The organism is Leeuwenhoekiella sp. A16 (genome assembly GCF_047946675.1).
Lineage (GTDB): Bacteria > Bacteroidota > Bacteroidia > Flavobacteriales > Flavobacteriaceae > Leeuwenhoekiella.
In genome coordinates, this window is sequence record NZ_CP172313.1 from 1,602,244 (window position 1) to 1,621,255 (window position 19,012).

At 37.0% G+C, this 19,012-nt stretch carries 16 protein-coding genes; 4 read left to right on the plus strand and 12 right to left on the minus strand.

Annotated elements, in window-relative coordinates; translation table 11 throughout:
- Positions 1–16: 16 nt before the first annotated feature.
- On the minus strand, positions 17–1,510 hold the full coding sequence (locus ACH3O9_RS06850) for a GH3 auxin-responsive promoter family protein (RefSeq protein WP_416445609.1): 1,494 nt from the start codon (positions 1,508–1,510) through the stop codon (positions 17–19).
- Positions 1,511–1,513: 3 nt separating this feature from the next.
- Positions 1,514–2,380: a M23 family metallopeptidase gene (locus tag ACH3O9_RS06855; RefSeq protein WP_416445611.1), complete on the minus strand. Its 867-nt coding sequence runs from the start codon at positions 2,378–2,380 to the stop codon at positions 1,514–1,516.
- A gap of 117 nt (positions 2,381–2,497) precedes the next feature.
- Between ACH3O9_RS06855 and ACH3O9_RS06860 the strand changes: the two genes are divergently transcribed.
- Positions 2,498–2,698, plus strand: coding sequence for a Sec-independent protein translocase subunit TatA/TatB (locus ACH3O9_RS06860; protein ID WP_416445613.1), 201 nt, complete (start codon positions 2,498–2,500; stop codon positions 2,696–2,698).
- A gap of 59 nt (positions 2,699–2,757) precedes the next feature.
- Here ACH3O9_RS06860 and ACH3O9_RS06865 read toward each other — a convergent pair whose 3' ends face one another.
- The 3 genes from ACH3O9_RS06865 to ACH3O9_RS06875 all read right to left on the minus strand — a co-directional run bounded on the left by ACH3O9_RS06865 (position 2,758) and on the right by ACH3O9_RS06875 (position 6,612).
- Positions 2,758–3,726 carry a DUF4837 family protein gene (locus ACH3O9_RS06865; RefSeq protein ID WP_416445615.1) on the minus strand — a complete coding sequence of 323 codons (969 nt, stop codon included), beginning with the start codon at positions 3,724–3,726 and terminating at the stop codon, positions 2,758–2,760.
- 18 nt (positions 3,727–3,744) lie between these two features.
- Complete coding sequence (locus ACH3O9_RS06870) at positions 3,745–5,340, minus strand: LysM peptidoglycan-binding domain-containing protein (protein WP_416445617.1); 1,596 nt, start codon at positions 5,338–5,340, stop codon at positions 3,745–3,747.
- An 84-nt stretch (positions 5,341–5,424) separates the two neighbouring features.
- Positions 5,425–6,612, minus strand: a complete 1,188-nt coding sequence (locus ACH3O9_RS06875; protein ID WP_416445619.1) for a phosphoglycerate kinase — start codon at positions 6,610–6,612, stop codon at positions 5,425–5,427.
- Positions 6,613–6,735: 123 nt separating this feature from the next.
- Here ACH3O9_RS06875 and ACH3O9_RS06880 point away from each other — a divergent pair, with 123 nt between their 5' ends.
- Positions 6,736–7,884 carry an ATP-binding protein gene (locus tag ACH3O9_RS06880; protein ID WP_416445621.1) on the plus strand — a complete coding sequence of 383 codons (1,149 nt, stop codon included), beginning with the start codon at positions 6,736–6,738 and terminating at the stop codon, positions 7,882–7,884.
- Between the two features lie 48 nt (positions 7,885–7,932).
- On the opposite strand, the gene ACH3O9_RS06885 is transcribed toward ACH3O9_RS06880, so the two are convergent.
- From ACH3O9_RS06885 to ACH3O9_RS06905, 5 genes are all read right to left on the minus strand, one after another.
- Complete coding sequence (locus ACH3O9_RS06885; RefSeq protein ID WP_416445623.1) at positions 7,933–8,457, minus strand: OmpH family outer membrane protein; 525 nt, start codon at positions 8,455–8,457, stop codon at positions 7,933–7,935.
- Positions 8,458–8,667: 210 nt separating this feature from the next.
- Positions 8,668–9,519: a class I SAM-dependent methyltransferase gene (locus ACH3O9_RS06890; RefSeq protein WP_416445625.1), complete on the minus strand. Its 852-nt coding sequence runs from the start codon at positions 9,517–9,519 to the stop codon at positions 8,668–8,670.
- Between the two features lie 36 nt (positions 9,520–9,555).
- Positions 9,556–11,427, minus strand: a complete 1,872-nt coding sequence (gene mnmG / locus ACH3O9_RS06895; RefSeq protein ID WP_416445627.1) for a tRNA uridine-5-carboxymethylaminomethyl(34) synthesis enzyme MnmG — start codon at positions 11,425–11,427, stop codon at positions 9,556–9,558.
- Between the two features lie 64 nt (positions 11,428–11,491).
- On the minus strand, positions 11,492–11,920 hold the full coding sequence (gene ybeY / locus ACH3O9_RS06900; protein ID WP_416445629.1) for an rRNA maturation RNase YbeY: 429 nt from the start codon (positions 11,918–11,920) through the stop codon (positions 11,492–11,494).
- Positions 11,917–15,327 carry a DUF4175 family protein gene (locus tag ACH3O9_RS06905; RefSeq protein WP_416445631.1) on the minus strand — a complete coding sequence of 1,137 codons (3,411 nt, stop codon included), beginning with the start codon at positions 15,325–15,327 and terminating at the stop codon, positions 11,917–11,919. The genes ybeY and ACH3O9_RS06905 overlap by 4 nt, the downstream gene beginning before the upstream one ends.
- Positions 15,328–15,498: 171 nt before the next feature.
- Between ACH3O9_RS06905 and gltX the strand changes: the two genes are divergently transcribed.
- Entirely contained in the window at positions 15,499–17,013 is a 1,515-nt protein-coding gene (gene gltX / locus ACH3O9_RS06910) for a glutamate--tRNA ligase (protein ID WP_416445633.1), read from the plus strand.
- On the opposite strand, the gene ACH3O9_RS06915 is transcribed toward gltX, so the two are convergent.
- On the minus strand, positions 17,008–17,679 hold the full coding sequence (locus ACH3O9_RS06915) for a hypothetical protein (RefSeq protein WP_416445636.1): 672 nt from the start codon (positions 17,677–17,679) through the stop codon (positions 17,008–17,010). The genes gltX and ACH3O9_RS06915 overlap by 6 nt on opposite strands.
- Positions 17,680–17,762: 83 nt before the next feature.
- On the opposite strand from ACH3O9_RS06915, the gene ACH3O9_RS06920 reads away from it, so the two are divergent.
- Entirely contained in the window at positions 17,763–18,701 is a 939-nt protein-coding gene (locus ACH3O9_RS06920) for an SPFH domain-containing protein (protein ID WP_416445638.1), read from the plus strand.
- 71 nt (positions 18,702–18,772) lie between these two features.
- On the opposite strand, the gene ACH3O9_RS06925 is transcribed toward ACH3O9_RS06920, so the two are convergent.
- A complete protein-coding gene (locus ACH3O9_RS06925; RefSeq protein WP_416445640.1) occupies positions 18,773–19,012 on the minus strand; it encodes a DUF6327 family protein in 240 nt (79 codons plus the stop codon).

The following is a 19,012-nucleotide window of genomic DNA, read 5'->3' on the forward strand; positions in this document are numbered from 1 at the left end:
GTTCAAATATACCTAATTAAAAATGTAGCTTATGTAACGCATTTGCTATTTTTCTATCGTTTGAGAGTCGGGGTAATTTATTTTGACCACCTAACTTTCCTTGTGATTTCATGTATGCATTAAAGCTGCCTGAAGGCACAGGTTTAATAATTAATTGGGTAAGTACTTTTCCTGTTATTAAATCTTTGTAATATGAGTTTTGCTGCTGGAGTGATACGTCTATCGCTTTCGCGAAAGCGTCCATATCTGCGGGTTCTTTTTCAAACTCAATAAACCACTCATGGTAAGGCAAACCCTGCTCTGGGTCTGTTTGTGGCGCGACAGTAAATTCACTTATCTGTGCATCGCTTTCTTTTGCAGCCTGCGATAATGCCTCTTCTACTTCTTTGCCAATCACGTGCTCGCCAAAAGCAGATATAAAATGTTTAATTCTGCCGGTAACGACAACGCAGTAGGGGTCTTTGCTTGTAAACATAACCGTGTCTCCCACATTGTATGCCCACAACCCGGCGTTAGTAGAAATGATCATCACGTAATTCACATCTAGTTCTACCTCGCCAATTGTTAATCGCTGCGGATTCTCATTAAAAAATTCTTCTGCCTTTATAAACTCATAGAAGATCCCCGAATTTAAAAGCAACAACATCCCTTTGCTATTTTGCTTATGCTGGTAAGCAAAAAAGCCCTCACTGGCGGGGTATAATTCTATACTGTCTACAGACCTGCCCATGAGATTCTCAAACTTTTTACGATAAGGCTCATAGTTAACTCCGCCATAGATAAAAAGATTAAAATTTGGGAAGGTTTTACCCACCTTTTGACCGGTTTTTGCCACTAAACGCTCAAAATACATTTGCACCCATGAAGGTATACCGCTTATCACGGTCATATCTTCTTTTAGCGTTTCTTCAACGATAGCGTCTACTTTAGTTTCCCAGTCATCAATGCAGTTAGTTTCCCAGCTTGGCATGCGGTTCTTTTGTAAATAGCCGGGCACGTAATGCGCCACAATACCAGAAAGTCTGCCTGTTTGTATTCCGTTTTGTTCTTTTAAAACCGGACTTCCCTGTAAAAAGATCATTTTACCATCTACAAATTGCGTATTACCGGTCTCTGCAATGTAATGTAGAATTGCATCACGTGCAGCAGCCGGATGCATAGGCATAGATTCTTTAGTAAGCGGAATGTATTTTGACCCGGAAGTAGTCCCTGATGTTTTGGCAAAATAAATAGGTTTTCCCGGCCAGGTGATATCGCTTTTGCCTTCAACTATTTTATCAATATAACTTTTAAGTCCCTCATAATCTCTTACAGGAACTTGCTTAGCAAAATCTGATGGCGAATTGATGTTTTCAAAATTATGATCTTTCCCAAACTCTGTATTTTTAGCAGTTTGTATCAAATTTTGAAAAACCCTGAGCTGAGTTTCTTCAGGCGATTTTGACCACTTTTTAGTCGATTTTACCACATATTGAGCGAATATTTTTGCGCCAAAGGTTTTTAAAGACATATGTTATTCAAAATCTATATAGTTAGTAGGATCTACAGGGTAACCACCACTCCATAATTCAAAATGAAGATGAGGTCCTGTTGTATATTCACCTGTCGAGCCGGCCGTAGAGATTACTTCTCCTGCTTTTACAAGATCGCCCTGCTCTTTGTTTAACGATGAATTGTGTTTGTATACTGTGATCAAATTGTTGCCGTGTTCTAAAATTATTACATTACCAGTCTCGGTCGTCCACTCTGCAAATATCACGGTGCCGTCTGCTGCTGCTTTGATAGGTTGATCTTTTGGCACCACAACATCTACGGCATAATGTTTCTTATCAACATTGTATCCTTCTGTAATACTACCTTTTACAGGCGGAAAAAGAGAAAAATTAATGTTAGCAGATGCGGGTTCAAAAACATTATAGCGATCTTCTCTTGCTACTTCTTCACGTAAAATAGAATCTTCGCGGGAAGGATCGAGATTAACTTCGCCAAAATTTTCTTCTTTTTCCACCACCAGAGAGTCTCTGTTAAAATCTACAGTCTGTACATCACCGGTAAGTACCTTGCGAATGCTCGCATAATATTGCTCATTTACATCAAGAGTCTGCTTAAGTGAATCTGTTTTAAACATAAGCTCTGTAGCCTGCTGTTTTAATGCGGCAGAAGAATACCCGGGAATGTACTCTCTAAGCGGAGTATAGGCGATAAGTATTGTGGTTAACCCAATAAGTACTATGCTTGATATGCCTACGAGTATAAAAACATTGAGCCTGGTAAGCTTGAACGAAACCCGTTCTTCAAAGGTGTCTTCATTTAGAATTACCAGTCTATACTTGTGTAAAAGCTTTTTTTTAAGCTCTTTTTTTTCTTTTTTCTTAACCATACGCGTAAGCAATAAGCAAATATAAAATTTAAAAGGGGTTTGCTAAGTACTAAAGTTTCATAAGAAAACGTTCTGTCTATCTATTTCTTATTATCTTTACAATCTAAAATTTGAATTATGAATGCATTGGCAATATTTTTAGGAGTTATTGGACCCTGGCAAATAGGACTTATAGTCGTTATAGTTTTGCTGCTTTTTGGAGGTAAAAAAATACCGGAAATGATGCGTGGTTTAGGCAGCGGAATTAAGGAGTTTAAAGACGCCTCAAAAGAAGATGAGAAGCCTAGAGAAGAAAAAATAGAAGAGAATAAATCTTAAATAAAAAACCCGTGATGTAAATATCACGGGTTTTTTTAATGCCTTTTTGTAAAAATCTGCTACTTTAAGAATTTTACAGATTTCAATATAGATTCAAGTTCAAACATATTATCTCTTTTGCTGGCTGAAGGTTTAAATACAAAGCCCTCAAGTACCAAATAGCGATTGTTCTTCTCATCTTTTATGGCATAATTCACAAAAGGACCTGCCATAAATTTATTCTTTACGTCCCACATACCTTTAGTCTCATACGCCGGCTTACCTGCTATAGTACTTTCTTTTAAGTAAGGTGCAAAAGCTTCTTCAGTTATAAATCGCGCTCCTTCATCAACGGTTATATTATCTCCGCCTATAGAGTCGCGCATTTTAATAAGAGCGCCTATAGTATTTGTGTCTTTATCAATAACATCAAAAGGAACTTCATAAATAGTGATATTCATATCTCCGTTAGGAACATCCTTACGTATCCAGAAAAAATTATCATCTGTTTTTGCATATCGATATGCCGATGGGAATTTAAGAGAAATACCAAATTGCTTCTGAATTTGCTCATCATCTTTTAGCGAAAGACTAATTCTTCTTATTTTTTCCTTGATTTCAACCTCTTTAAGCGTGTTTACGATAGTCGCGCTATCCTTTTGAATTATATTATTGATCGCGTCGCTATTAGGCCCGGAAATAATAATTCCTGTCTGCGGCTTCGCATAAAGATCCTCTACCACTTGGATTTTAGTAGAATCAGACTGTTCTACTTTTAAAAATGTACGCTGTTTGCGCATAAACCCACTAAATGCATCATCTGGCATTTGATTGATGTCAAACATTGGTTCAATTTGCGGTAAGCCATTTACAGGTCCCGCAAGTTTTTCACGAATGTTTTCACCAATAGATCCTTGCCAAAGATCATTATTCATAACTACTGTGAGTGTATTTAAACCTCCCGAAGATTGCGAGACAACACGCTCACTGGGTTTATCGTTACAAGAGAGAATTGTGACTGCAAATAGAGCCAAAATTAGTTTTCGCATGGTAAAAGAAAGTTTTTGTTAGTTAGAAACCACAAGCTTCATACCGGGTTTGAGCTTGCTACCACTAATATCGTTCCAAACTTTCAAATTTGTAGGGCTTACGCCCGGAAATTTTTGTGCGATCTTCCATAAAGAGTCTCCCTGTTGCACAATGTAGGTCTTGCTGCCCCTCTTGATCGTGCTTTTGAGAGAAGATTTTGCACTTACCGAAGCTACTGGTTTTGATGGATATATGAGTAATCGCTGCCCGATATGAAGATTATTAGAACGCAGATTGTTCCATCTTTTTATTTGTGAAATACCTACCCCATATCGTGATGCAATTTTACCTAAATAATCTCCGCTTCTAACGCGGTAAGTTATACGCGAATCAGATTCAATATACTGAGGCAAAGTTTTCTCTGCCCGTTCAAGTTCCTTTTTCGCAGTAGCGTAAATCGCCTCCTCATTTGAAACAAATTTACCTATCGCTCTTACCGGTAATCTAAGTGCATAATTCCTGTCTTCTACAAACGGTATAATATCCAATTTGTAGGCAGGATTCAAAAACTGTATTTCTTCAAGAGGCGTGTTTGTATAATTAGCAATCTCATCAAGCGTAATGAGTTGCTTAACTTTTACAGTATCGGTCTCAAAATAGTTAAAATCGGGTTTTTGAGGGTGATAACCGTGCTCAGCCGCATATTCAAAAATATACATTGTCGCTAGAAAAGCTGGTACATATCCCGCTGTTTCACGTGGCAGATAATGCCTTATATTCCAATAATTTTTGTGCCCGCCACTACGCCGAATCGCTTTTGCTACATTACCCGGTCCTGAATTATAAGATGCCAAAGCCAAATCCCAGTCACCAAACATTTCATATAGTTTTGACAGGTATTTACATGCTGCTTCTGTTGATAAAACAGGATCCATACGTTCATCAACATAAGAACTTACTTCAAGATCATAAAGCTTACCGGTGCTAAACATAAACTGCCATAAACCTGTAGCTCCAACTCTTGATTTAGCTCTGGGACGTAATGCCGACTCTACAATTGCCAGGTATTTAAGCTCAAGAGGCATATCATATTTATCAAGCGTCTCTTCAAAACTTGGGAAATAAAAACTACTTAGGCCCATAAGACGCTCCATTGTAGGACGATGTCTTTTGAGGTACATTTTAATAACGCTCTCCAGAGAAGAATTATACTCTACATTAAAAGGCGTTTTAGCATCAAGAAGAGCAAGGCGTTTCTTTAAAGTATCAGTAGGTAATTCTGCAAATTCTACATTGCTGTAATCTATGCTGTCAATTATATTAGTTATAGAATCAAAAAGCTCACCATTAGTTAATTCATACAACCATAAAGAATCTATTTCTGCAGCGTAAGCATTGTCTTTGAGATTATACTTTAGTAAAAGTGAATCACCCTCAAGCTCTTTAACGAGTTTTACAGTAAGATCAAGTTCATATTTACTTGCAGATAAGGTGTCTATAGCTGTTAAAGTATCAGCTTGTATGATGTTTCTTTCTTCACTTGCTTTTTTTATAAACAAACTATCCTGAGCATTTGTCAATGCACAGGATAGGATACAAGTTATAAATAAGAAAAAAGTTAGATTTTTTGTCATAATATTCACAAACGGAGTAAACGCTAAAGTCGTATAATTTAATCGAAATTAAAAACTGAAGCTGTTAAACCGCGTAAATATTTATTATTCTTCTATTGCAGCAATACCAGGAAGTGATTTGCCTTCAAGCATTTCAAGCATAGCACCACCTCCGGTTGAAACATAACTTACTTTATTTTCAAACCCAAATTGTTTTACAGCAGCAACACTATCGCCACCTCCCACTAGAGAAAAAGCTCCTTTTTTTGTAGCGTCTGCAATGGCATTACCCAGGGCTATTGTACCTTTTGCAAAAGGTTCCATTTCAAAAACGCCTAAAGGTCCATTCCATAAAATGATCTTACTTTTTGCTACTACTTCAGAGAAATTCTCAAGAGATTTTGGTCCTGCATCCAGTCCCTGCCAACCATCTGCTATTTCGTAGATGTCTTCAACCTGCGTATTAGCATATTCTGAAAAACTATCTGCAGCGATCACATCAACCGGCAAATGCACAGTGACATTTTTTTCTTCAGCTTTCTTTAAAATCTCTAAAGCAAGCTCTTGTTTATCATCTTCACATATAGAACCTCCCACTTTACCACCTTTGGCTTTAATAAAAGTATATGCCATACCGCCACCTATGATAAGATCATCTACTTTACCAAGAATGTTTTCTATAATCGTAATTTTAGAAGAAACCTTTGCTCCGCCTAAAATAGCAAGAACCGGTTTTTCTGTAGAATTCATAACCTTATCAAGACTTTCTATTTCCTGAGCAAGCAGATAGCCAAAGCATTTTTTTTCAGGAAAAAATTCTGCAACTATTGTGGTTGAAGCATGAGCTCTGTGAGCAGTACCAAATGCGTCATTTACAAAAATATCACCCATTTTAGATAATTTCTCTGCAAAGACCTTATCTCCAGCTGTTTCTTCTTTATAATATCTCAGGTTCTCAAGTAATAAAATAGTACCAGGTTCAAGGTTCTTTGCAGCTTCCTGAGCCTCTTCTCCTATGCAGTCATCTACAAATTTCACCTGCACACCTATAATCTCTGAAACCGTATTCACAATATGCTTTAGTGAAAACTCAGCCTCTTTCCCTTTTGGTCTGCCCAGGTGAGACATTAACACAGCAGAGCCACCGTCTTCTAAGATTTTAAGAATAGTAGGTTTAGCTGCTTCTATACGTGTAGCGTCTGTCACTTTGTGATTTTCATCTAAAGGCACATTAAAGTCTACGCGTATTAAAGCTCGTTGATTCTCAAAATTGAAGTCGTCTATAGTTTTCATCTAAATTATGTGTTTGATTTTTGGGCTTTAAAGCCGATATTTTATTGGTTTTTGCCGATTTTATGGTAACAAATATAACAGATAGCCCGAAACATTCCGTCACAATTCTATTATATTTGGCACGTGTTATTCAAGGATATAATTGGTCAGGAATTTATTAAAAAACACCTAACCGCAAGTGTAGACAGAGGTCGTATTGCTCATGCCCAGCTGTTTGTTGGCCCCTCTGGAAGTGGAGTTTTGCCTATGGCTATTGCTTATGCGCAATATCTGGTATGTGCTAACAAAAACGGTGAAAATTCTGGTGAAAATGCAGCATGTAATTTAAAGTTTGAGAACCTCTCTCATCCCGATATTCATTTTGCCTACCCTGTTGCTACTACAGATAAAATAAAGAGTCACCCTGTCTCTGCCCATTTTGCAAAAGAATGGCGAGAATTTGTCGCGTCTACACCTTATGGAAATTTATACGATTGGCATCAACATATAGGTATAGAAAAAAAACAAGGACAGATAGGTGTAGATGAAGCGCTGGATATCGTGAAGTCACTTTCTTTAAAGTCATACGAAGGTGGTTTTAAAGTAATGATAATCTGGATGGCAGATAAAATGAATATTGCTGCTTCTAACAAACTGCTAAAACTAATAGAGGAACCTCCCAATAAAACGGTTTTTATTCTTCTTGCAGAAAATGATGACCAGATAATAGACACCATAAAATCTCGCTGCCAGGTGCTTCAATTTCCTCCTTTGGGAGAATCTGCCATGCAAAATGCCCTTATAAAAGATCATGGTTGTGAGCCAAATCTTGCACAAAAAATTGCACATCAGGCTAATGGTGATTACACTACAGCCCTGCACATTTTACAAAAGGATGGGCAAGAAGAACAGTTTGAAACATGGTTTGTTTCCTGGGTACGCACAGCTTTTAAGGCTAGAGGTAATAAAAAGGCTGTTATTGATCTTATTTCATGGAGTGATTCTATTGCAGTTTTAGGTCGCGAAACTCAAAAAAGCTTTTTAAAATACTGTGAGGATTTCTTTAGACAAGCAATGCTTTTAAATTATAAAGCAGACAGTCTGGTTTATCTGGAACCTACAACCCAATTTGATCTTGCTAAGTTTGCCCCTTTTATTCACGGGAATAATATTCTTGATATTATACAAGAACTTCAGGACGCATCATATCATATTGAGCGTAATGGTAATGCTAAGATCGTGCTTACAGATCTATCTATTAAACTTACACGATTACTTCACGCTAAGAAATAAAAAAAGCCTCATTTAGAGGCTTTTTAATATTGACTGTTATAAAGTGTATTAAGCTTTAGTTGTATCTGGCTTAAAACTATCATTCAGTTCTTTTAAGACCTTTTCTGTAAGATCATTTTCTTCCTTACCATAAAGAACGCTACCAGCCTCATTTTGACCGTAGATGTAATCATAGCCATTATTTTTACCATATTCTTTAACGTGATCTTTCACTTTTTTAATAATGGTATCTATTGCAGATTGGCTTTCCTGCTGTAATTGACGGCTACGTGTTTGCTGTTCCTGCTGAAGTTCCTGACGCAGACCCATTAGCTCCTGTTCTGTCTTCTCACGTTCTGCATTACCCATAGTAGACACATTCTTTTGATAAAGATCTACTTTAATTTGATAAGCCTGAGCCTTGCGCTCAAGATCACCCATCATCTCATCGTTAAGTTTAGTATACTTATCCTGAGCAGCGCTCATCTCGGTATAATCCTTTACAATTTTTTCTGTGTTTACAAAACCTGTTTTTTGTTTCTGACAGCTAAATGCGAAAATTGCTACAAAAACTAATACAACTGCTTTTTTCATAATTAAGTTTAAATTTCTGCAAAAGTAATAAGATACTTGAATAGTATCAGGAAATGACCATATTTTAATATAAATAGATTAAAGCAATTAGATTTATAAATACAATAGAAGTATTTTATAATTTTTGACGCTTAAATACTTGTTTTAAGACTTGTTTAAAGCAAAAGAGCAGGAATCCGCCTTAAACCATACAAAACCTTCTTAAATGGACTAAAAATCGCTTTTACTCCTCTGAAGTATATAAAGTATTGAAGAATATTCAGAATTTTTTCTTGCTGAAAGATTTGAGAATAATCCCGTATAAATTCCTCTAAGAAATGAGAATTTTGATCCTTTATATTTTTCTGACATAATACTTACGTAGAAAGAGTCGAGAATTAGAGGTTGTTGTTTTACTATTGTGAAGCCCCTCTCTGCAAAAACACTCGCTATAGCTTTTTGTGAAAAATGATAAAGATGTCGGGGCACATCATAAGCGGCCCATTTATCCTTGTAATTTTTAGCATCGTACGATTTGAAGTTGGGAACAGCAATGCATAGTAAACCATCTTTCTTTAAATTCACATCGAGCCATTTAATTTGCTCACGATAATCAGGCACATGTTCTAATACATGCCACATTGTGATTACATCATATTTTCCTGTTGCCTGGGTAAGATTTTCTTTAAGATCAATTTTTTTAGCAAATGCAATTTTTCGAGCCTTTTCACTAGGTTCTACTCCCATTCCAGAAAAACCTTGATTTTTTGCTTCTTCTATAAAATCACCCGTGCCAGCACCAATATCTAATAGAAGACCAGAAGTTTTATATTCCTTTATGAATGTAAACTTCTTTTTCAACATGTATGTTTTAGCAATTTGATAAATTCTGTCTACTAAACCCTTTTTAGAATCTGTATGTGAAATATAATCCTCGCTCTCGTAATAACGATTTAATTCATTGGTATTAGGTTGCGGGTATGTTTCTAACAAATCAAGTTCAGTATTATAAATAAGGTCAAAAACCTCCTTTGTAACCGCATTATCTTTTACCCTAAGAAAGGGCTTTTTATTGTTTTGCATGTGTATTTTTAAGACATTGTTCCACGTGGAACTATATTATCGACCCATGTAAACTAACATGACTGAAATATCGCTGGGCGAAACTCCGCTAATTCGTGATGCCTGTGAGATAGAAGCTGGTTGAATTTTTGTAAGTTTTTCCCTTGCCTCAAAAGACAATGATTTTAATTTCTTGTAATCAAATCCTTCAGGTATTTTAATATTCTCCAAACGATTTAATTTGTCGGCATTAGATTTTTCCTTAGCGATATAGCCAGAATACTTAATTCTAATTTCTGTCTGCTCTAAAACTTCATGATCTAGATCATTCTCCTGAACGTAATTTAAAACATCATTAACACGCAACATGTCTCTCATTTCTATCTGAGGTCTGCTAAATATCTTAAACATTTTATCAGACTGTTTCATAGGAGAAGAATTCTTCTCCTCAAGAATAGGATTAATCTCTTCTGGAACGACGCTCGTTTCTTTAAAAAACTCAACAAAATTTGAGCTCTCTAATTCCTTTTTCTCCATTGCCACCAGCCTGTCTCTTTTAGCCAAACCTATTTCAAAAGAACGAGGTGTTAATCTTATATCAGCATTATCCTGACGAAGCAAAGTTCTATATTCAGCCCTTGAAGTAAACATTCTATAAGGTTCTTCTGTACCTTTTGTAATTAAATCATCTACTAAAACTCCTATATAAGCCTCATTACGTTGTAAAATAAAAGAATCCTTCTCTTGCGTTTTTAGACTAGCATTTATACCAGCCATTAAACCTTGAGAAGCCGCCTCTTCATAACCTGTAGTTCCATTAATCTGACCAGCAAAATATAACCCAGAAACAAGTTTTGTTTCTAATGTATGTTTTAATTGGGTGGGCGGGAAATAATCATATTCAATTGCATAGCCCGGTCTAAAAAATTTCACACCTTCAAAACCCGCTACAGAACGTAAAGCTTTAAACTGAACATCTTCTGGGAGTGAAGTTGAAAAACCATTTACATAATATTCCACTGTATCCCATCCTTCCGGTTCTACAAACAATTGGTGTCTATCCTTATCTGCAAAACGATTTATTTTATCTTCTATTGATGGACAATAACGCGGCCCGGTACTTTTAATTCTTCCGTTAAACATAGGTGAGCGATCAAAACCCTCTCTTAAAAGATCATGCACCTTTAAGCTGGTATAGCTCATGTGGCAAGACCTCTGAATTTTTAACGACGAAGTTTTATTGCTGTAGCTAAATTTCTGCGGGTCTTCATCTCCAGGCTGCTCAATCATCTTGCTAAAATCAAGAGATCTTCCATCTACTCTAGGTGGTGTACCTGTCTTCATTCTTCCTGATTCAAAACCCAGATCAACTAACTGCTCAGTAATCCCCGTAGCTGCTCTCTCTCCTGCTCTACCACCACCAAATTGCTTTTCACCAATATGGATAAGTCCGTTAAGAAAGGTCCCATTAGTAAGAACAACACTTTTTGAATAAATTTCAATCCCAAGAGAAGTTTTTACACCCGCAATCCTATCCCCTTTAACGATTAAACCGCCCACCATTTCCTGATAGAAATCGAGATTAGGCGTATTCTCAAGCATAAGACGCCATTCTTCTGCAAAACGCATTCTGTCACTCTGCACTCTGGGACTCCACATAGCGGGCCCTTTAGATTTATTAAGCATCTTGAATTGAATAGCTGTACGGTCTGAAACTATACCACTGTATCCTCCCATTGCATCAATTTCACGAACAATTTGCCCTTTTGCAATTCCACCCATTGCAGGATTACAAGACATTTGCGCAATGGTTTGAAGATTCATTGTCACCAATAAGGTTTTACTTCCCATATTAGCAGCCGCCGCCGCTGCCTCGCAACCAGCGTGTCCTGCTCCAACCACTATTACATCATATTCGCTATCAAACATATCTATTGTTCCACGTGAAACACTCCTTTATTTCCTTCAAAAATGGGCGCAAAGATAATGAAAATCACTCGGATAGAAAATCAACTTTAACGCCTTCTATGTATTTGTCTTCTAAAGACCGCATAACTTTCTTCTCTCCCTCAGTCTTGTCTGGATAACCACACAAATGAAGTAGACCGTGCACAATAACTCGAGCTAATTCCAACTGAAAATCCACTTCAAATATAGAAGCGTTTTCGGCAACACGATCTGTACTTATATATATCTCCCCAGAAATTAAATCGCCCTGACAGTAATCAAAGGTTATGATGTCTGTTAGTGTATTGTGATTTAAATACGTCCTGTTGATATTATGTAAATATTCATCTGAACAGAAAACATAACCCAGCTCAGCCACCTCCTTCTCTTCCTTTGCACATACTTCTTTAAGCCATTTCTCAACAGCATCAGTATTCAAAATCTTAAAGTCATTCTCACTATTAAACTCTATCATTTATCTTTTTTAAAATATGCTTGTACTTTGCCATCATAAATAGTCCTCATGGGGATAGCTTCGCGATTTAGAATTTCCTTATTCTGAAAATATTCAGATGCATTAGGTACAGTATTTATTATATTATTTTGGTAAGCAGATTGATTAGTTGACGATTCTCTCTCTTCTTTTTTTCCCTGCTCCTGCGCAGCATTCTCCAATTCTAAAAGCTTATGCTTTAAGTTAAGCATGCGACTCATTGCATTATCATCTACGCCGGATTCTAACAATCTATTTTCAATATTTTCCATCTCTTTCACCAGTTTATTTCCTGTGGCAGACAAGCCGTTTTCCTGCAAATATTTTAATAATTCCTGCTTTATAGATTCCTGACGCTTATATATTTCATATTGTAAAGCTTTCTGCTCCTCAGACATGCCGTTTTCACCATTTCCCGAGCCCCCATTTCCTTGCCCCGATTCGCCCGCTGCTGAACCTTCACCTTTATCTGAACCCTTTTCCCCGCCTTTCTCACCAGAATCGCTGTCACCTTCTCCCTCACCTTTACCTTTGCCATCTTGACCTTCACCCATTTTATTCAGCTCTTCCTGTGATTGTATTATATCACTTAATTGCATCCCCCCGCCTTTTCCCTGGCCAGGCGCAGGCATACCGCTACTACCCTGACCCATACCAGATAACTGCTGTTGCATATTGCCCAAAATATCAGATAATACATCTGCTAACACATTGGCTCCGCTAACTACGTATTGTTGGCTTGCAGCGCCCTGTGAAATTCTGTTCTCTGCTAGGCGTTCTAATGACTTGTCAATGTTATAATCAATATTGGTAAGCTGCTCGTTAATTACATCCTCCAACTGCGGAGTTCTAAGCGATAAAGCGAAAAGACTGTCATCGATGTGCTGGAAGTTCTCTCTTAGATCATTTTGCTTTACAAGCTTGACAGAGTACTGCGGATTATCAGCATTCATTCCTTTAAAATCATTCATCAAAGATTCTTCTTCAAAAGAAAATATTATCAAATTATCTAAAATCTGCCTGAGCATATCAGCGTCTTCCTGAATCTGTTCACCACTCGATTGCATCATTTGTGACTGCATTTGCTGGCTAAGCTGCTTCATCTTCTCCCCTGCACTCTTCTGGCTTTTCTCAGCATCCTTTTTATTTTCATCTCCAGTTGCTTCTGGTGACTTTCTCTTTTCAGATTCTTCAAGGGACTCTTGGGCTTCTTTTTGATCTTCTTTAATTGACTCTTGTTTTACAACATCCTGAGGTATCTCAATAGGCGCTTTTAATTCTTCACTTTCCTTCTGTAAATCTGCCAGTTTCTTCTCTATATCCTCAAATGATTCATTGAATTTTTCTTGTGCCTCCGCATTATTGTTTTCAGCTTTTTTACTCAAATCTATTTGTTCCTGACCTAATTTATTTAGATCCTTGGCTACTCGTTCAACCTTCTTTTGTACGTAAAATCTCTTAGTTAATTCAAGCAACTGTTCAAGACTTTTAGCTGAGTTTTTATTGCTTTTAGCTAAATCATCTAATCTATCGCTTAACTCTTCTTTACTAATTTTATCCTGCAAGTATTTCAATTCCTTCAGGAGATTTTCCTTCCCTTCGAGCCGTTTTTCATTAGCTTCAAGCCGTTTTTGCAGCTCTTCACTAAACACACTCTTTTCTTCAGAAGAGGCATCAATTTTTTGAAGATTAGAATCAAGTTGTTTTGAAAATTCCTTCATCATATTATCCTGAGCTTCCTGGCGCTGCAAGAAACCCTTTAACTCCTGTTTGTCATTAAAACTCAACTCCCCTTTCTCTTTCTGTGTTTTGCTTAAACGCTCTAAATCCTCTTGTTGCTTATTAAACGCTGATAGAGATTTATCCAGTTTTTGAATGGTCTCGCCCTGTTCCTGTAATCTACTTTCTTCAAGCTCGTCATTAGTCACTTTGTGATAAGTAAAAACTTCAGACCTGCTTACCTTATGGTTGTGAATGGCATCATTGTCGTATACCTCAAAATAGTAAGCGTAGCTTTCCCCTTCATTTAAGCTCAAGGTATCGGGAAAAGAGCGCACAAATTGATCTACCGTACCACCATTTAGATTAAGATTTAAAGCTGATTTATTCCCGGCATTATTCTCATTATAATAAACTAATCTAAGTGCGGTTAAACCATAATCGTCAGAAATACGACCATAATGAATGTTTTGACCGTTTGCTGTCGTATCAATAATATTATCTAACTGAATATCAGGATATTGATCCTTAATTACGGCAATATTGTAGTCTAAGCTCTCATAATTAGCCAGATCAGCATTACTTGTGCTAATTGTATACTGCGAATTGGTATAAACATGCTGTGAAAATTTAAAAACGTCGTTAGAAGATCTTCGGAAGGTCTGGATCGTATCTTTTGTAATATACTTGATATCTCCGGTAGATAAGGCTTTAATTTTCCAGTTTACCTCAGTCCCTTCAGCCACCGTAACATTGCCTGTATTGGTGATAATTTCTGAAGGTTTACCTGTATAAGTGGGATAATTCAATTCAATTTCAAAATCTGTTATTAGCGGTGTTTTGACCACTTTTAGGTCATAAATCCCCGATTTTACTTCGTTTGCCACGAAATAAAATTCGGTTCCTTCAACAGGTTGCTCAATAGTGTATGTAAATTGCCCGGCACCTAGTTCTTTCATAAAGAAAGAAGAACCGTTAATCACGACTTGAGCATCTGCTGGAATTTGTTTTCCCTGCGTGTTTACACTAATAACAAAAGGTTCATTCTCAATGGCCTTAAGCCCTTCTCTATTTAAAAAGAAATTAAAGGGCGCAGGTGGTTCATAAGCCTGATCATAATTAACCATACGCGTATAACTGCTTCCAAAAAAATCACCCTTAGAAATAATTGTGATCACAAGAAAAACAAATAGCGGTAAAAGAGCGATCCAGATATATTTAAGACTTTTCTTATAATCTACCGCCAGAGAAAAAGGAACAGGCATTAACTCTCTGCTTTTTTGCTCAATGCTGGCTAAAGCAAGTTCAGTATTATTAGAATTATTCTTTAACTGCAGTGTATTGATCAATTTATCGCTAACCTCGGGGAAATGTTTACCGATAACCTCAGAAGCAAAATTAACGTCAATCCCTTTCATGATTTTGAAAAGACGCGCCACCGGAATTACGATTAGACGAAAAAACAAGACCGCCTCCACTCCTATAAAAAGCCAAAATAAAATTGCTCGCCCTAATGGTCTAAGCCAGAAAAAATATTCAATCGTAAGGCTCAAAAGCAAATAACTTAAGCCAATAGCAACAAAAAAAAGCACACCGCGCAGTAATTGGTTTTTATAATACTTGCTTATAAAACCTTCAATTTTTCTTTCTATTTCCGTGGCTGAACTCACTACTCTTCCGTCATTATTTCTTTAACTAAAACTACAACATTATATTATATTCTAATACAAGTCAATTATATACAAAAAGCGCTTCTCGCAAACTGGTATCGCTTTATTCTATTCAAGCAAACCGTGTTTAGCATAGTACAAAATTTTATCTTTACACCCTAAAATTAAACCATGTCTCATAATGTACGCGTGCGTTTTGCACCCAGCCCTACCGGCCCTCTTCATATAGGAGGAGTGCGAACTGCTTTATACAATTATCTATTTGCAAAGAAACATAACGGTACCTTCATATTACGTATTGAAGATACAGACCAAAACAGGTATGTTCCCGGCGCAGAAAATTACATTATTGAGGCTCTAAACTGGTGCGGTATTCCGTTTGATGAAGGCCCGGGCAAAGATGGTGGTTATGGTCCTTATAGACAAAGTGAGCGAAAAGATAAATATTTCGCTTTTGCGAAAAAATTGATCGACTCAGGTGATGCTTACTACGCTTTTGATACCGCAGAAGCTCTTGATAATCACAGAAAGGAACACGAAGAAAAAGGAAAAACCTTCATCTACAACTGGCATAACAGAAATAAGCTAGATAACTCACTGGTGTTAACAGCAGAAGAAGTTGAATCACGTATTGCAGCCGGTGAAGATTATGTTATTCGGTTTAAATCGCCACAAGACGACACATTAGACCTTTATGACCTAATACGCGGTGATATGGAGATTGATACCAATATTCTTGATGATAAGGTTTTATACAAGGCAGACGGCATGCCTACTTATCACTTAGCAAACATAGTAGATGACCACTTAATGGAAATCACACATGTTATACGCGGCGAAGAATGGTTGCCTTCTCTGGCTCTTCATGTTTTATTATACAGAGCCTTTAGCTGGGAAGCACCTAAATTTGCCCACCTTCCCTTAATAATGAAACCTGCTGGTAAGGGTAAATTGAGCAAGCGCGATGGCGAAAAAATGGGCTTTCCTGTATTTCCACTATTGTGGAAAGACCCTAATACCGGCGGCATTTCTCAAGGCTATCGTGAAGATGGTTATCTGCCGGAAGCCGTAGTGAATATGCTCGCATTTTTAGGTTGGAACCCGGGAACTGAAAAAGAAATTTATACACTTGACGAACTGATAACAGATTTTGATCTGGAGAAAGTTCATAAAGCGGGTGCAAAATTTGATCCTGAAAAAACGAAGTGGTTTCAGCAGCAACATTTACAACAGGCAAGTGATGAAGAGATCACAAAAGAATTTACAAAAGTGCTCCATAAACATGGTGTTGATGAGAAGCAATCATATATACATAAGGTTGTCACGCTTTTAAAAGAAAGAGCTGTTTTTGTAGAAGATCTTTGGACACTGGGTGATTACTTTTTTGAACGCCCTACTACGTATGATGCAAAAGCAGTAAAAAAGGCCTGGAAAGATGAAACGCCTGAAATACTTACCCAACTAAGCGGTGTTATTGCAAAAATCGACGATTTTAGTGCAGAAAACGCCTCAAATACAGTAAAAACCTGGATTCAGGAGCAAGAATTAGGTTTTGGTAAAGTAATGCAACCCCTTCGCATAGCATTAGTAGGTTCTATGCAAGGTCCAGATGTTTTTGAAATCGCATCTACAATAGGTAAAGAAAGTACACTTGAGCGACTGCGTTTTGCTATAGAAAAATTATAGGTAAAATATAACTCCTGCTGTAATGATACTAAGGTTTCCTTTAAAGTCATGAGCAGCAGGATCTGTATTTGAAAGATCCTTGTCGTTAAGATCGCTTAGTGTGTTTAGCAGCCCGTATTGATAATTAACGGTGGCTCTAAAACTTTCAAAACCTGCGGTGAAACCTATTAAGGCATTCAGGTTTATCTTAGAAATATCTTCAATGTCGTGAGTTTTTAATGAGGTATAACCATCTACGATATAATTTTTATAAGCGGCATCTTTAAGTTCCATTTTACTATTTACCATAAGAACTGGCCCCGCCTCTATTGTGAGATTTTGACCTAATATTAAATAACTCGCCAGAACATTTAATTGCGCCGCCAGAATTTTATACTGTGTTTCTTCTGCAGAGGCTAAAGCATTTTCTCTCGCCATTACATTGATATCTGCCTGAAAAAGATCAAGACCAAAAATCATATCAAAATTATTATAAAACCCTCCTCTGGTCAAAAATCCCCCGCCATAGCCAGAAGATGTGGAGGTCGCGAAATTATCTGTCTTAATATCAAGAATTACATATTTACCCTTTAATCCTAAACGGTTATAATCGCCCCTATTATAACTCTGTGCATGAAGCGGTAAAGAAAGACAAAATATGATAATTAATAAATAAAACCCCTTCATCGCTGTTACATTTGTTAAACAAAAGCGACAAATGTATTGTTATTTTTAATATCTTAAGATCAATCCATTTAAATATCCCACCTATGTATTTTGTACTCCCTGTGATACTTTTTTTCGGTATCGTTTTACTTTTATCTTCAGTTTTTATCGTGCGCCAGCAAACCGCTGCGATCATAGAGCGACTGGGTAAATTTACTAGTGTTAGAAATTCAGGAATACAGTTTAAAGTTCCTATTATTGACAGAATAGCGGGTCGCGTAAACCTGAGAATTCAGCAGCTTGATGTAATCGTTGAAACTAAAACCAAAGATGACGTTTTTGTAAGGTTAAAGATTTCAGTACAGTTTCAGGTTGTAAAAACCAATGTATACGATGCATTCTATAAACTTGAAGACCCGCAAAATCAAATTACTTCTTATGTGTTTGACGTTGTACGTTCTGAAGTTCCGAAGATGAAACTTGATGATGTTTTTGAGCGCAAAGATGATATCGCGATTGCTGTAAAAAGTGAATTAAATCAAGCTATGACAGATTATGGGTATGATATTATAAAAACCCTTGTAACAGATATTGATCCAGATCAACAGGTTAAGATCGCAATGAACCGTATTAATGCCGCTGAACGCGAAAAGGTCGCAGCCGAATATGAAGCTGAAGCTGAACGTATAAAAATCGTGGCTAAGGCGCGCGCAGAAGCCGAAAGTAAGCGTTTACAAGGTCAAGGTATAGCAGATCAAAGAAGAGAGATAGCACGCGGTCTGGAAGAGTCTGTAGAAGTTTTAAACAATGTGGGTATAAATTCTCAGGAAGCCTCTGCCCTAATCGTCGTGACTCAGCATTACGATACATTACAGTCTATAGGTGAAGCCACCAATACAAATCTTATCTTATTACCCAACTCCCCACAAGCTGGAAGTGATATGCTAAATAATATGATAGCAAGCTTTGTTGCTTCTAACCAGATAGGTGAAGAGATGAAAAAACAAAACATAGAAAAAGGAATTAGTAAAAAAGACAGCTAAAAAACTGTCTTACAAAGCAAAAACCAGGCAAATTGCCTGGTTTTTTATTTATATTTCTATCTGTAAAGTCTCTAGACTTTTGCTTCATCAACTTTCTTTACGCGCTTAATGCCTAAAAGCTTATTGACCATCTTAAGTACAAAGGCTTTTTGTGCCACTGCTCCAGCTATATTTGCAACAAGACCCACAGGCGATAAGGTAGATTTAATGGTATTGCCATTTAATTTTACCTGTTCTTTATCTATCTGCTGCTGTAACTTTAATATTTTAAGGTCACGATCTATTTCTTCAAATGATGTATAGACTTTCAT